The sequence below is a fragment of the Mycobacterium sp. NGS56 genome (assembly GCF_059812425.1).
In genome coordinates this window covers 1527654-1541364 of the sequence record NZ_JCALCQ010000001.1, presented here as the reverse complement: position 1 = coordinate 1541364, position 13711 = coordinate 1527654, and the positions used below count along the sequence as shown (strand labels likewise).

General features: G+C 66.9%; 12 protein-coding genes. 7 read left to right on the top strand and 5 right to left on the bottom strand.

The window, feature by feature from the left end:
- Window positions 1–64: 64 nt before the first annotated feature.
- Window positions 65–937 (bottom strand): MaoC/PaaZ C-terminal domain-containing protein, encoded by an 873-nt coding sequence (locus AC5Y4F_RS07085; protein ID WP_067932744.1) that lies wholly within the window; start codon window positions 935–937, stop codon window positions 65–67.
- Between the two features lie 212 nt (window positions 938–1149).
- On the opposite strand from AC5Y4F_RS07085, the gene AC5Y4F_RS07080 reads away from it, so the two are divergent.
- Both AC5Y4F_RS07080 and AC5Y4F_RS07075 read left to right on the top strand, forming a co-directional pair.
- Window positions 1150–1863 carry a histidine phosphatase family protein gene (locus AC5Y4F_RS07080; protein WP_499995706.1) on the top strand — a complete coding sequence of 238 codons (714 nt, stop codon included), beginning with the start codon at window positions 1150–1152 and terminating at the stop codon, window positions 1861–1863.
- Between the two features lie 165 nt (window positions 1864–2028).
- The gene (locus AC5Y4F_RS07075; protein ID WP_499995705.1) at window positions 2029–4041 is read left to right on the top strand and encodes an SDR family oxidoreductase; all 2013 of its coding nucleotides are present in this window, start codon (window positions 2029–2031) and stop codon (window positions 4039–4041) included.
- Here the strand turns inward: AC5Y4F_RS07075 and cmaA1 are convergent, their stop codons facing one another.
- Window positions 4042–4929, bottom strand: coding sequence for a cyclopropane mycolic acid synthase CmaA1 (gene cmaA1, locus AC5Y4F_RS07070; protein WP_067932738.1), 888 nt, complete (start codon window positions 4927–4929; stop codon window positions 4042–4044).
- Between the two features lie 33 nt (window positions 4930–4962).
- On the opposite strand from cmaA1, the gene AC5Y4F_RS07065 reads away from it, so the two are divergent.
- The 4 genes from AC5Y4F_RS07065 to AC5Y4F_RS07050 all read left to right on the top strand — a co-directional run bounded on the left by AC5Y4F_RS07065 (window position 4963) and on the right by AC5Y4F_RS07050 (window position 9308).
- A complete protein-coding gene (locus AC5Y4F_RS07065; RefSeq protein WP_499995703.1) occupies window positions 4963–5994 on the top strand; it encodes a nucleoside hydrolase in 1032 nt (343 codons plus the stop codon).
- Window positions 5994–6446, top strand: a complete 453-nt coding sequence (locus AC5Y4F_RS07060) for a hypothetical protein (protein WP_499995701.1) — start codon at window positions 5994–5996, stop codon at window positions 6444–6446. Before AC5Y4F_RS07065 ends, AC5Y4F_RS07060 begins: the two co-directional genes overlap by 1 nt.
- 153 nt (window positions 6447–6599) lie before the next feature.
- Window positions 6600–7853 carry a 3-oxoacyl-ACP synthase KasB gene (kasB, locus tag AC5Y4F_RS07055; RefSeq protein ID WP_499995699.1) on the top strand — a complete coding sequence of 418 codons (1254 nt, stop codon included), beginning with the start codon at window positions 6600–6602 and terminating at the stop codon, window positions 7851–7853.
- A gap of 33 nt (window positions 7854–7886) precedes the next feature.
- Entirely contained in the window at window positions 7887–9308 is a 1422-nt protein-coding gene (locus AC5Y4F_RS07050; RefSeq protein WP_067937609.1) for an acyl-CoA carboxylase subunit beta, read from the top strand.
- Between the two features lie 82 nt (window positions 9309–9390).
- On the opposite strand, the gene AC5Y4F_RS07045 is transcribed toward AC5Y4F_RS07050, so the two are convergent.
- Window positions 9391–10938, bottom strand: coding sequence for an FAD-dependent monooxygenase (locus AC5Y4F_RS07045; protein ID WP_499995694.1), 1548 nt, complete (start codon window positions 10936–10938; stop codon window positions 9391–9393).
- A 218-nt stretch (window positions 10939–11156) separates the two neighbouring features.
- On the opposite strand from AC5Y4F_RS07045, the gene AC5Y4F_RS07040 reads away from it, so the two are divergent.
- A complete protein-coding gene (locus tag AC5Y4F_RS07040; protein WP_067937613.1) occupies window positions 11157–11570 on the top strand; it encodes a hypothetical protein in 414 nt (137 codons plus the stop codon).
- Here AC5Y4F_RS07040 and AC5Y4F_RS07035 read toward each other — a convergent pair.
- Entirely contained in the window at window positions 11567–13138 is a 1572-nt protein-coding gene (locus AC5Y4F_RS07035; RefSeq protein ID WP_499995690.1) for a glycerol-3-phosphate dehydrogenase/oxidase, read from the bottom strand. The two genes, AC5Y4F_RS07040 and AC5Y4F_RS07035, sit on opposite strands and share 4 nt — an antisense overlap.
- Window positions 13135–13704: a TetR/AcrR family transcriptional regulator gene (locus AC5Y4F_RS07030; protein WP_067937616.1), complete on the bottom strand. Its 570-nt coding sequence runs from the start codon at window positions 13702–13704 to the stop codon at window positions 13135–13137. Before AC5Y4F_RS07030 ends, AC5Y4F_RS07035 begins: the two co-directional genes overlap by 4 nt.
- Between the last annotated feature and the right edge of the window lie 7 nt (window positions 13705–13711).

Here is a 13711-nt window from a genome sequence, read left to right as displayed (position 1 = left end):
CGGCGCCATCAGCGCCAGCGACGGTCGCAAGCGCGGCGAAGCCGCGCGCAGCGGGCCGGCGCCATCAGGACTGGGCGTATTCCACGGCGCCGTCGTCGAGCACCACCCGGGTGTCGGCCCCGTCCGGACCGGACGCCTCGGTGCGGAACACCGCCTTACCTTCCTCGGTACGCCAGATCAGCGTGGTCAGTGTCTCGCCGGGGAACACTGGCGAGGTGAACCGTGAGGCGATCGACGTGATGTTGGCCGCGACGCCCTGGCCCAGCTCGGCGACCAGCGCGCGGCCCGAAACCCCATAGGTGCATAACCCGTGCAGGATCGGCTTGGGGAAGCCGGCCAGTTCCCGGGCGAACCACGGGTCGCTGTGCAGCGGGTTGCGGTCCCCGGAGAGCCGGTAGATCAGCGCCTGGTCTTCGCGGGTGGGCAGCGCGACGCGCGCGTCGGGCTCGCGGTCCGGGAATTCCGGTGCGACCGGCCGCTGACCCGGCATCCCCCCGAAGCCGCCCTCGCCCCGAATGACGAGCGTGGTGAGCGTCTCGGCGATCAGCTGCCCGGATTCCGGGTCGGTGCCCCTGCCGCGCAACACCAGGATCGCGTTCTTGCCCTCGCCCTTGTCCTGGATGTCGGCGACCTCGGAAACCACCGAGAGCCTGCCCGCGGGCGGCAGCGGTGCGTGCAGCCGGATGCTCTGCGATCCGTGTAACAGCATGGCCCAGTTGAACTTTCCGACCAGGCCGGCCGCTCCGAAGGCCGGGCAGCAGATGACTGCATAGGTGGGCAGCACCTGCTGGTCGATGTCGTGGCTGTTCTCGGTGGTGAATGCCAGGTCGTCGACCCCGGCTCCGACACCGAGCGCGTAGAGCAGCGTGTCCCGGTCGGTCCATTCGAACTGCATGGGCTCGGTGACCGCCCCGACGGCACTCGGATCAATCGCCATGGAAGTCTCCTGATCGTTGGTAGGGATCCTCGGTCCACTCTGGCATCTGACGGAATCGCGGCGCGAAAGGCCCGCGACTCGGGCGACGGCGGACGTTCCTTGCCGCCCGGCGCCGCGTCGATCATCGCGCGAGCCGGGCTGGCCGAGGCCGCGCGGTAACAAACCGTCGCAAACCCTTCCCACCGGAGGCGTCGGCAGGGCAGGCTATCGACATGCCCAAGCGCAGCATGATCCGGAAAACCGCGGTAGCGCTCGCCGCGCTCACCGCCACCATGATCGTCGGCGGCTGCGGTGGTTCACCGCAGGCCAAGTCCATCACCGTGACATTCATCCGGCACGCCCAGTCCGAGGCCAACGCCAGCGGCACCATCGACACCGAGGTGCCGGGGCCGGGGCTGACCCCGGAGGGCAAGGGGCAGGCCGAACAGCTTGCGCACCAACTGGGCCGCAAGGACTACGACAGCATCTACACCTCAACCATGACGCGTGCTCAGCAAACCGCCGCGCCGGTGGCCGCCGCGCTGGGCAAGCAGGTGGAGGTGCTGCCCGGCATCCAGGAGATCAACGCCGGCTGGTTCAACGGCAAACCCGAGTCGATGGCGAAGTCGACGTACATGCTGGCGCCGGTGGACTGGATCAACGGCGACGTCTCCAATAGCATCCCCGGCTCGGTCAGCGGCAAGGAGTTCAACGACCGGTTCACCGCGGCGATCAACAAGATCTACAACAGCGGCCACCACAACCCGGTGGTGTTCTCGCACATGAACGCGATCATGGTGTGGACGCTGATGAACGCGCAGAACGCCAAGAACAGCCTGATGAAAAGCCACCCGATCCCCAACACGGGTCGCGTGGTGATCAGCGGTAACCCGATGACCGGCTGGACGCTCGTCGACTGGGACGGGATCCGCGACTTCCACAATTAGTGGCGATCGCAAGGGCGGCGTAGCCGGGCGCGGCGGGTCGCCACCATCGGGACGCGTGGCGATCGCAAGGGCGGCGTAGCCGGGCGCGGCGGGTCGCCACCATCGGGACCGGTCGCGCTGAAGATCACAGTTGACGTGTGCGGCTGCCACCGCCACCATGTCTTCATGCGGTATGTCGTTACCGGCGGTACCGGGTTTATTGGTCGCCGAGTCGTGTCTCGCTTGCTGGAATCCCATCCCGATGCGCAGCTGTTCGTGCTGGTACGACGGCGGTCACTGGGCCGCTTCGAGCGGCTCGCCGAACACTGGGGCGAGCGGGTGAAGCCGCTGGTCGCCGAGCTGCCGGAGCTGGAGCTGAGCGACGAGGTCTTCGCCGAGCTGGGCGAGATCGATCACGTGATCCACTGCGCGGCGATCTACGACATCACCGCAGGTGAGCCCGAGCAACGGGCCAGCAACGTCGAGGGCACCCGTGCGGTGATCGCGCTGGCGCAGCGGCTGGACGCGACGTTGCACCACGTGTCGTCGATCGCGGTGGCCGGCGATTTCGCCGGTGCATACACCGAGGACGATTTCGACGTCGGCCAGCAGCTGCCGACGCCGTATCACCAGACCAAGTTCGAGGCCGAGCTGCAGGTGCGCTCGGCGCCCGGGCTGCGTTATCGCATCTACCGCCCGGCGGTGGTGGTGGGCGATTCACGCACCGGCGAGATGGACAAGGTGGACGGGCCGTACTACTTCTTCGGCGTGCTGGCCAAGTTGGCCGTGCTCCCGTCGTTGACCCCGATCCTGTTGCCCGACACCGGTCGCACCAACATCGTCCCGGTCGACTACGTCGTCGACGCACTGGTCGCGCTGATGCATGCCGACGGCCGTGACGGACAGACGTTCCACCTGACCGCCGAGAAGACGATTGGCCTGCGCGGCATCTACCGCGGCGTGGCCAAGGCGGCCGGGCTGCCGCCGCTGCGCGGTTCACTCCCCCGCTCGGTGGCTGCCCCGGTGCTCAAGGTGCGCGGACGCGCCAGAGTGGTGCGCAACATGGCGGCCACCCAGCTCGGTATTCCGGCCGAGGTGCTCGACGTCGTGGACCTGGCTCCCACCTTTGTCAGTGAGAAGACTCGAAAAGCCCTGCGGGGCACCGGCATAGATGTTCCGGAGTTCTCCAGCTACGCACCCAAGCTGTGGCGGTACTGGGCGGAGCACCTCGATCCGGACCGCGCCCGGCGCGACGATCCACAGGGGCCGTTACAGGGCCGGCACGTCATCATCACCGGCGCATCCAGCGGCATTGGCCGGGCGGCTGCGATCGCGATCGCCGAGCGGGGCGCAACCGTTTTCGCGCTGGCCCGCAACGGCGAGGCACTGGATGCACTGGTCGACGAGATCCGCGCCAATGGTGGTGCCGCCCATGCGTTTACCTGTGATGTCACCGATTCCGCGTCGGTGGAACACACGGTCAAAGACATCCTGGGGCGCTTCGACCACGTCGACTACCTGGTGAACAACGCCGGACGGTCGATCCGCCGCTCGGTAATCAACTCCACCGACCGGCTGCACGATTACGAACGGGTGATGGCGGTCAACTACTTCGGCGCGGTGCGGATGGTGCTGGCGCTGCTACCGCATTGGCGGGAGCGCCGATTCGGTCACGTCGTCAACGTGTCGAGCGCCGGCGTGCAGGCACGCAATCCCAAGTACAGCTCCTACCTGCCGTCCAAGGCAGCGCTTGACGCGTTCTCCGACGTGGTGGGTTCGGAGGTGCTGTCGGACCACATCACCTTCACCAACATCCATATGCCGCTGGTGCGCACCCCGATGATCGTGCCATCCCACCGGCTCAACCCGATGAAGGCGATCAGTCCCGAGCGCGCGGCGGCGATGGTGGTGCGCGGGCTGGTGGAAAAGCCGGCCCGCATCGACACCCCGCTGGGCACCCTCGCCGAGGCCGGCAATTACTTCGCGCCGAAAACGTCGCGGCGCGTTCTGCACCAGCTCTATCTCGGCTATCCCGATTCGGCCGCGGCGCGCGGGCTCGCCGCCGAACCTGCGCCGACGCCGGCTACGCGGACTGCGCGGCGCAAGCCCAGCCGGCCCGTGCGCGCCGCCGCCCGAGGCATCCGGGCACCCCGTCCGGTCAGGCGGCTGGTCCGCCTGGTGCCCGGTGTGCACTGGTAGTCATTTCTGCAGTGTGAACTGGTTGACGTCGATGTAGCCGATCCGGAATGCGTCGGCGCAACCGGTCAGGTATTTCATGTACCGCTCGTAGACTTCCTCGGATTGCACCGCGATGGCCTCTTCCTTGTGGGCCTGCAGTGCGGCGGCCCAAAGGTCGAGCGTCTTCGCGTAATGCGGCTGCAGCGACTGCACGCGACTCACCGTGAAGCCGTTCGCAGTGGCGCGCTCTTCCACCATCGGTATCGACGGCAGCCGCCCACCCGGAAAGATCTCGGTGACAATGAATTTGATGAATCTGGCGAACGTGAACGAGATGGGCATGCCGCGCTCGGCCATCTCCGTCGGGTGTAGCCCGGTGATGGTGTGCAGCAGCATGATCCCGTCGTCGGGCAACAGGTCGTGCGCCAGGGTGAAGAACGCGTCGTAACGCTCGTGCCCGAAGTGCTCGAAGGCGCCGATGCTGACGATCCGGTCTACCGGCTCGTCGAACTGTTCCCACCCCTCCAGCAGGACCCGGGCCGAACGCGGGCTGTTGGACTCCTCGATCAGCTGTTCGACATGTTCGGCCTGGTTGCGGCTCAGGGTCAGGCCGACGACGTTGACGTCGTACTTTTCCAGGGCACGCATCATGGTGGCGCCCCAACCGCAGCCGACGTCGAGCAGCGTCATGCCCGGCTGTAGGCCGAGTTTGCCGAGCGCGAGGTCGATCTTGGCAATCTGCGCCTCTTCCAGCGTCATGTCCTCGCGCTCGAAGTAGGCGCAGCTGTACGTCTGGGTCGGGTCCAGAAACAGCCGGAAGAATTCATCCGACAAGTCGTAGTGGGCCTGCACATCGCCGAAGTGCGGCGTTAAATCAGTTCCCTCGGGGGGCTCCGACGTCGTTGGCATCGTGCCAGCCTAACCGCCGGTATCTTGGAAACAATGAGCGCGCCCGTTTTCGTCGACGTCGATACCGGCGTGGACGATGCGCTGGCGCTGATGTACCTGTTCGCCAGCCCCGACGCCGAGGTGGTCGGCATCGCCTCGACCGGGGGAAACGTTGGGGTGGACCAGGTTTGCGAAAACAATCTGGGCCTGCTGGAGCTGTGCCAGCGCACCGGTGTCCCGGTTTCCAAGGGCTCCGGACAGACCCTGACCGGGCCGATGCGGCTGCCGTCAAAAGTCCACGGCCCCAGGGGATTGGGCTACGCCGACTTGCCGCCGGGCACCCGCGGGCTCACCGACTACGACTCGGCCGGCGCCTGGATACGCGCAGCACGCGCGGCTCCCGGTGAACTCATCGGCGTGGCGACCGGGCCGCTGACCAACCTGGCGCTGGCGCTGCGCGCCGAGCCCGAGCTGCCGACGCTGCTCAAACGGCTGGTGATCATGGGTGGTTCCTACGATCACCGGGGTAACACCACCGCGGTGGCGGAGTGGAACATCAGTGTGGACCCCGAGGCGGCGGCCGAGGTGTTGGCCGCATGGCGTCCGGAAACCGTTGGGCGAGGGCGGCTTCCAATCCTGTGCGGACTGGATCTGACCCGTAAGGTTGCGATGACGCCCGATCATCTGGCGCGGCTGGCAGCGGCCGCGGAGTCGACGACGACACGGCTGAGCGAACACGACGCTCCTGGCACCCGGTCGGCGGCGTCCAACCCGCTGATCAGGGTGATCGAGGACGCGATGCGGTTCTACCTGGAGGCCTATCACGAACTCGGCCATGGGTATCGGGCGCACATGCACGATCCGCTGGCCGCCGCCGTCGCGCTGGATCCCGAACTGGTCACGACGCGCCCTGCGACGGTGGACATCGAGCTGACCGGAACGCTCACCCGCGCCATGACGGTGACCGATTGGTCGGACCGTCGAGAACCCAACGCGCTCATCGGGATTGACGTGGACGCGGCGGCATTCTTCGATCGGTTCATCGAACGGGTGGGACCGTTTGCGCGTCAATTAGGAGGTCTCTGATGAAGATTCGCGTGATCGAAGTGGTCCGGGCGCTGTGGGGCTCGGCGCTGCTGGTCGCCCCGGCCGAGGTGCTCCACCACATTCACGGGGTGCGGGTCGACCGCAAGGCGCTCGTCGTCACCCGGATCCTGGGCGCGCGCCACCTGACCCAGGCGCTGCTGTCGGGAATCAATCCCAGCCCGGAGGTGCTGGCGGCTGGGGTCTGGGTCGACAGCGTGCACTCGGCGACAGCGCTCGGCCTGGCCGCGGTCGACCGGGAGCGCGCTCGCGGCGGGGTGACAGACGCCCTCGTCGCGGCGTCGTGGGCGATACTGGGCTGGCGACACCTACGCGCCGGCAAAGCCAGGACCGACGCCGTGCGGGGCCGCGACCGGCTGGCCCGTACAGTGGTGGGCGCGTTGCCCGGTGGCCGGGGGCTGATGGCGCGAGCGGAGGCGGTCCGCGCCGAATAAGGCCAGGTGAGCGCGCGATTGCCGCAAAACGAAAGGTGGCCGTCCGACGTTTGCAGCGTTGGGGACAATGCACATTGTGTTTTCATGGTTCGGTGGGGAGTGGGCTCGACGTCCTGCGTTGGCAGCTCTCGAGTGTGAAAGGTTTTGCAAGTCATGACGGAGTTGGTTACCGGGAAAACGTTGCCCAATGTGGTGGTCACTGGCGTCGCCATGACGACCGCGTTAGCTACTGATGCCGAAACCACCTGGAAGTTGTTGCTGGACAGCCAAAGTGGTATCCGCAAGCTCGAGGATTCGTTCGTCGAGGAGTTCGACCTGCCGGTGCGCATCGGCGGGCACCTGCAGGAGGAATTCGACGCCGGACTGACGCGCGCCGAACGCCACCGGATGGGTTATCTGCAGCGGATGTCGACAGTGTTGAGCCGGCGGGTCTGGGAGAACGCCGGCTCGCCCGAGGTCGACAGCAACCGGCTGATGGTGTCCATCGGCACCGGCCTGGGGTCTGCCGAGCAGATCGTGTTCAGTTATGACGATTTGCGGGCTCGCGGTATCAGGGGGGTCTCACCGCTCGCGGTGTCGAAGTACATGCCCGACGGCGCGGCCGTCGCGGTGGGGCTCGAGCGGCATGCCAAAGCCGGCGTGATCACCCCGGTGTCGGCGTGCGCGTCGGGTTCCGAGGGCGTCGCGCAGGCGTGGCGCAACATCGTGTTCGGCGAGGCCGACATCGCCATCTGTGGTGGCGTCGAGGTCAGGATCGAGGCGGTCGCGATCGCGGCGTTCGCCCAGATGCGCATCGTGATGTCGACCAAAAACGACGACCCGGCCGGGGCGTGTCGCCCGTTCGACCGCGACCGGACCGGCTTCGTGTTCGGCGAGGCCGGCGCGCTCATGGTCATCGAAACCGAGGAACACGCCAAAGCACGCGGCGCCAACATCTTGGCCCGCATCATGGGCGCCAGCATCACTTCCGACGGGTATCACATGGTGGCCCCGGACCCCAACGGCGAACGCGCCGGCCACGCGATGAGCCGCGCCATCCAGCTCGCCGGGCTCATGCCGTCCGACATCGGCCACGTCAACGCCCACGCCACCGGCACCTCGGTCGGTGACGTCGCCGAGGCCAGGGCCATCAACAACGCGCTGGGCAGCAACAAACCCGCCGTCTATGCCCCCAAAGCCGCACTCGGCCACTCGGTGGGCGCCGTGGGTGCCGTGGAATCCATCCTGACCGTGCTCGCCCTGCGCGACCAGGTGGTCCCCCCCACGCTCAACCTGGAAAACCTCGACCCCGAAATCGACCTCGACGTCGTCGCAGGCAAACCACGGCCGGGCAACTACGAGTACGCGATCAACAACTCGTTCGGGTTCGGCGGACACAACGTGGCCATCGCCTTCGGGCGCTACTAGACCCGGGCACCACCGAATATCAGGAGACCTGCGATGACTATCACGGCCCCCGAGACGGTTGGCGAGTCGCTCGACCCTCGCGACCCGCTGTTGCGCTTGAGCAATTTCTTCGACGATGACAGCGTCGAGCTGCTGCACGAGCGGGACCGTTCCGGCGTCCTTGCCGCCGCGGGGACCGTGAATGGCGTGCGCACCATCGCGTTTTGCACCGACGGAACCGTCATGGGCGGCGCGATGGGCATCGAGGGGTGCACGCACATTGTCAACGCCTATGACACCGCCATCGAGGAGCAGAGCCCGATCGTGGGTATCTGGCACTCCGGCGGTGCCCGGCTGGCCGAGGGTGTGAAGGCACTTCACGCGGTGGGCCTGGTCTTCGAGGCGATGATTCGGGCGTCCGGTTACATCCCGCAGATCTCGGTGGTCGTCGGCTTCGCCGCCGGCGGCGCCGCCTACGGGCCGGCCCTGACCGACGTCATCGTGATGGCGCCGGAAAGCCGGGTGTTCGTCACCGGGCCGGACGTGGTGCGCAGCGTCACCGGCGAGGACGTGGACATGTGCTCGCTCGGCGGGCCGGAGACCCACCACAAGAAGTCCGGGGTCTGCCACATCGTCGCCGACGACGAGCTCGACGCGTACGAACGCGGCCGCCGGCTGGTCGGGTTGTTCTGCCAGCAAGGGCATTTCGACAAGAACAAGGCCGAGGCCGGTGACACCGACATCCATGCGCTGCTGCCCGAGTCGTCGCGCCGGGCCTACGACGTGCGGCCGATCGTGACCGCGATCCTGGACGACGAGACGCCTTTCGACGAATTCCAGGCCAACTGGGCGCCGTCGATGGTGATCGGCCTTGGCCGGCTGTCCGGCCGCACGGTCGGCGTGCTGGCCAACAACCCGTTGCGCCTGGGCGGTTGCCTGAACTCTGAAAGTGCCGAGAAGGCAGCGCGGTTCGTGCGACTCTGCGACGCATTCGGCATTCCGCTGGTGGTGATCGTCGACGTGCCCGGCTATCTGCCCGGTGTCGACCAGGAGTGGGGCGGGGTGGTGCGCCGCGGCGCCAAGCTGCTGCACGCGTTCGGCGAGTGCACGGTTCCGCGCGTCACATTGGTCACCCGAAAGACCTACGGCGGGGCCTACATTGCAATGAACTCCCGGTCACTGAACGCGACCAAGGTGTACGCGTGGCCGGACGCCGAGGTCGCGGTGATGGGCGCCAAGGCCGCCGTCGGCATCCTGCACAAGAAGAAGCTGGCCGCCGCGGCGGACCACGAGCGCGAGGCGCTGCATGACGAGCTCGCCGCCGAGCACGAGCGGATCGCGGGCGGCGTGGACAGCGCCATCGAGATCGGCGTCGTCGACGAGAAGATCGACCCGTCGCACACCCGCAGCAAGCTCACCGAGGCTCTGGCCCAGGCGCCCGCGCGCCGCGGCCGCCACAAGAACATCCCGCTGTAACTGGCCGGCGACGCCCGTTGTCGCCACAAGGTGATCCGCGAATCCGCTGGCGCTGATGCTATCGGATCCGAGAAGTCTGTCGTCATCCCCCGCCGCGGCTTAAGATCGCCGAAAGCGCTTGCCGCAGTTCCCCTTCGGGGTCATCGGGAAGTTCGTCGGTACGCCACCCGACGAAATCGTCCGGCCGGATCAGCAGCGCGCCCTCCGACGGCAGCCCGGTAACCGCCGCCCACTCGTCGCTGTAGCAGCGGTGTGCGGTCACCGTCGCCGAAGTCGCCGCCGCACACCACCGCTCGTCCCCGGACAACACGGTGAAACGGGGTCCCAGCAGGTCAAGTGTCGACACTCCCTCGCGAACCCAGACGTGCGGCAGCCGAGTGCCGGGTTGTGCGCGCAATTCGTCCACCAACCCGCCATCGCCCGCATCACCTGTCACGACCGCGGTCGAGCGGTAGCGGTATCCGATGAGCAGGGCGAACATCGAGCACTCCTCGTCGGCCGGCAACTGCGGCGCGTCGCCACCCGCGCGCAGCAGCGCCACGGACGGGCCGGTGAGCGACTGACGCGCGGCGAATCGGCCAACCGGATGACGCTCGGCCTGGTAGGTCGCCAGCAGTTCCGGTGCGGCGGTGCCGTGCAGAACGGCGGCGAGTTTCCAGGCCAGGTTGTGCGCGCTCTGGATGGCGGTGTTGGCTCCTCCGGCTTTGAACGGCGGCATGGTGTGTGCCGAATCGCCGACGAGAAATGCTCGCCCGCAGTGGAATTGGTCGGCCACCTGTTCGTAGGGTTGCCACGCAGCGACCTCGATGATGTCGATGTCGATCCGCTCGCCGATGGCCTTGATGAGCACCTCGCGGCAACGCTGCGGTGTGAAGTGATCGGCCGTCTCACCTGCGCCGGGAAAGTAGGTGGTGATGAACATGCCGAGATCGCCTTCGGCGACCAGGAATATGCCGTCCACGTCGTCGTTTTTCACCTGCACTCCGTCGCCGTCGTGTAACTCCGGGACGAATTGTCGCCATCGCGCCCGGAAGTAGACGAACACCACATAGATCGGTAGCGCGCCGTACCCCGATGTGGTGATTCCCAGCCCGTCACGGATTGGACTGTGCACGCCGTCGGCGCCCACGAGATAGTCGGCCCGGACGGTCTGCGACTCCCCCAACTCCGCGTCGCGCACCACCGCGGTGACTCCCGTTTCATCCATCGCGATCGAGGACAGCTCCGTGCCGTAGCGCACCTCGCTGCCGCCTCGTCGCGCCGCGTCGCGCAGGATCGGCTCGAGCCGGCTCTGCGGGCAATACTGCGCCGCCGGCTCCGGGCTGAGCTTGTCCAGTCCGGCGAAGATCGCGTCGACGTCTAGGCCCGGCCGTTGCACGGCGCTGTTGAGCGTGGGCCTGACCACCAGCGTCGAGACCCGTTCGGCGACCGCCCGCACCTCGTCGCGAACCCCCAGGCCGCGCAAGATTTCCGAGCTGCGAAAACTCAGGTTGCGGGCCTTTGGGTAGAGGAAGAATTCCCGTCGCTTCTCGACCAGGAGCGAATGCACCCCGTGCTGGGCCAGCAGCGCCGACGTGGCGAGGCCGCCAACACCGGCTCCGACGATCAAAACCGGGACACGCGTCGCCATAGCAACCACCTCCGAGCTCCAGAGCCGCCTGGCTTTTTTTGATAGTAACTATCATTAGCAATTTACTGTCACATTATCAATGAGTTCGTTGTTGGCCAAGGTCTCCCAATGGCTCACCGGCAATTCCTGCTAAAGGCCGTTGCGCTTTGACCGGGAGTGGGTAAACAACGCCTAGCGCGGGATCAGTTTGAGTCAGTCCTAACCGGAAGGGGCATCGGATGGTTCGTGAAGAGGGGGGCCGGTGGGACGTCGGCATCCAGGACAGCGCGGTTCACCTTGAGCGCATCTCTGAGAGCGACGAAGGGTTATTCGATGATTCGCTGTCACCTGAAGAGGCCCGTGACCTCGCCGGCCTGTTGACGAAATTCGCAACCAAGCTCGAGGAGGCCGCGGGCTCCGGCAAGACCGAGGGCTCCAAGGACAGCGGAGATTCCGAGGACTCCAACGACTCCGATGACTCCAACGACTCCGAGGACTCCAAAGACTCCGATGACTCCGATGACAGCGACGAATCGGACGACAGCGACGACAGCGACGACTCCGACGAATCCGACGACAGCGAAGACTCCGACGACTCCGACGAATCCGACGAATCGGACGACAGCAAGGACTCCAATGGGTCTTCGAACTAGGTTCGGTGCTCACCCCGCGCACGGCGGTTAGCGACGCGCGCCAAGAACTCGGTTGCCACTGGAACAGCGCGCTCTCGATCGCGCCCCACCAGTCCGATCCGCGTCCGCCGATCGACGATGTCGGAAACATCCAGCGCGCCCTCATGCGTGATCGCGTATTCGAATTCCGCTCTGGTGACGTCGATTCCCTCCACGACCGGTTCCGTGGGGCGCTCGCAGGTGGCGGAGCCGATCACCTTGGGCGCCTCGGCCCCGTAGCGCTGCACCAGTGACACCGGCGGCGCGGAGTCCGGCGCCGCCACCACCCCGGGGTTGGCCGGCGCCCCGATCAGCGGCAGATTGCGGGTCCGGCATTTCGCGGCCCGCAGCCGACGCACCCGGATCGCGCGGTCCAGCACATCCTGTGCCATATAACGGTATTCGGTAAGCTTGCCGCCGATCACGCTGATCACCCCGGACGCCGATTCGACGACGGCGTGTTCGCGGGAAACGTCGGCGGTGCGGCCTTCGCCGGTGTCGATCAGCGGCCGCAGCCCCGCATAGGCGCCGATGACGTCGGTCGCGGTAAGGCCGATCCCCAACCCGGTGTTCACCGTGTCGAGCAAGAACGTGATCTCTTCAACCGTCGGTTCGGGCACATCGGGAACGGGACCGGGCGCGGCCTCGTCGGTCAGACCGAGATAGACGCGGCCCAGCTGTTCGGGCATGGCGAAGACGAAGCGGTTGAGCTCACCGGGAATCGGAATGGTAAGCGCCGCAGTCGGATTGCCGAAGGCTTGGGCGTCGAACACCAGGTGCGTGCCGCGGCTGGGCCGCAGCCGTAACGAGCCGTCGATCTCGCCCGCCCACACCCCGGCCGCGTTGATGACCGCGCCCGCCGACACGTCAAACGATTCCCCGCCGCGCATGTCGGTCAGCCGCACCGACGTGCCGGTCGCCCGGGACGCCGACACATAAGTCAGGATCCGGGCGCCATGCTGCGCCGCGGTGCGGGCGACCGCGGTGACCAACCGAGCGTCGTCGATGAGTTGACCGTCGTAAGCCAGGAAGCCGCCGTCCAAGCCGTCGCGTCGCACGGTGGGCACCATCTTCACCACGCGCTCCGCCGAAATCCGGCGCGAGCGGGGCAGGGTCGACGCCGGGGTGCCGGCGAGGAACCGCAACGCGTCACCCGCCAGGAATCCGCCGCGCACCAGCGCTCGCTTGCCCGCACTCATCGATGGCAGCAGCGGCACCAGTTGGGGCATCGCATGAACCAAATGAGGGGCGTTGCGCGTCATCAAGATTCCGCGCTCGATGGCGCTGCGCCGGGCAATGCCCGCGTTTCCGGTCGCCAGGTAACGCAGCCCGCCGTGGACGAGCTTGGAACTCCACCGGCTGGTGCCGAAGGCCAGATCATGTTTCTCCACCAGCGCCACCCGCAGCCCGCGCGCCGCGGCATCCAACGCGATCCCGGCACCGGTGATGCCGCCGCCGATCACGATCACGTCGGAAGGCTCACCGTCGGCGAGTGCGGTCAGGTCGGCCGTGCGGCGCTCGGCGTTCAGGGCGGTCGGGTCGGGGATCACGACAGATATCCGTTCAGCGTGTGGGTGAGCTCGGTGTCCAGCGCTTGGGCGTCGAGCATCGCCTCGACGATCCCGGCCGACTGGATGGTGGATTGCGCGATCAGCAGCACCATGGTCGCCATCTGGACCGGATCGCCGAGCCGAACACTTCCGTGCCGCTGAGCCACCCGCAGCCGGGCGGCGAGCGCGTCAATCAACATGCGCTGGCTCGTCCCCAGGCGTTCGGTGATATAGGTCGACGCGAGATCCGAGTGCAGCACCGACATCACCAGTCGGTCCGCCCGCAGCAGATCGGTCACCGCAACTATCTGCCGCACAAGCGATTCACGATCCTCGCCGAGTAAAGGGGCGTCGCGCATCACTTCGGTGATGTGTTGGGTCAAAAGCGCCGCCACGATCGATTGTGTGTCCGGCCACCGCCGGTACACCGTCGGTCTGCTGACGCCCGCACGTCGGGCTATCTCGGCCAGGGTCACCCGCTCCACCCCGAAATCCACCACGCAGCTGGCCGCCGCGGCGAGAATCCGCTCGCCGGTGTCCAGTGGCGCATTACGTGTTGACAGCATGTGTAAT

Bases quoted from the DNA above. Each gene is read 5' to 3' on its own strand.
- AC5Y4F_RS07030 (WP_067937616.1), bottom strand. From the start codon at position 13,704: ATGCTGTCAACACGTAATGCGCCACTGGACACCGGCGAGCGGATTCTC.
- AC5Y4F_RS07060 (WP_499995701.1), top strand. From the start codon at position 5,994: ATGAAGATTCGCGTGATCGAAGTGGTCCGGGCGCTGTGGGGCTCGGCG.
- AC5Y4F_RS07080 (WP_499995706.1), top strand. From the start codon at position 1,150: ATGCCCAAGCGCAGCATGATCCGGAAAACCGCGGTAGCGCTCGCCGCG.
- cmaA1 (WP_067932738.1), bottom strand. From the start codon at position 4,929: ATGCCAACGACGTCGGAGCCCCCCGAGGGAACTGATTTAACGCCGCAC.
- AC5Y4F_RS07075 (WP_499995705.1), top strand. From the start codon at position 2,029: ATGCGGTATGTCGTTACCGGCGGTACCGGGTTTATTGGTCGCCGAGTC.
- AC5Y4F_RS07040 (WP_067937613.1), top strand. From the start codon at position 11,157: ATGGTTCGTGAAGAGGGGGGCCGGTGGGACGTCGGCATCCAGGACAGC.
- AC5Y4F_RS07050 (WP_067937609.1), top strand. From the start codon at position 7,887: ATGACTATCACGGCCCCCGAGACGGTTGGCGAGTCGCTCGACCCTCGC.
- AC5Y4F_RS07065 (WP_499995703.1), top strand. From the start codon at position 4,963: ATGAGCGCGCCCGTTTTCGTCGACGTCGATACCGGCGTGGACGATGCG.
- kasB (WP_499995699.1), top strand. From the start codon at position 6,600: ATGACGGAGTTGGTTACCGGGAAAACGTTGCCCAATGTGGTGGTCACT.
- AC5Y4F_RS07085 (WP_067932744.1), bottom strand. From the start codon at position 937: ATGGCGATTGATCCGAGTGCCGTCGGGGCGGTCACCGAGCCCATGCAG.
- AC5Y4F_RS07045 (WP_499995694.1), bottom strand. From the start codon at position 10,938: ATGGCGACGCGTGTCCCGGTTTTGATCGTCGGAGCCGGTGTTGGCGGC.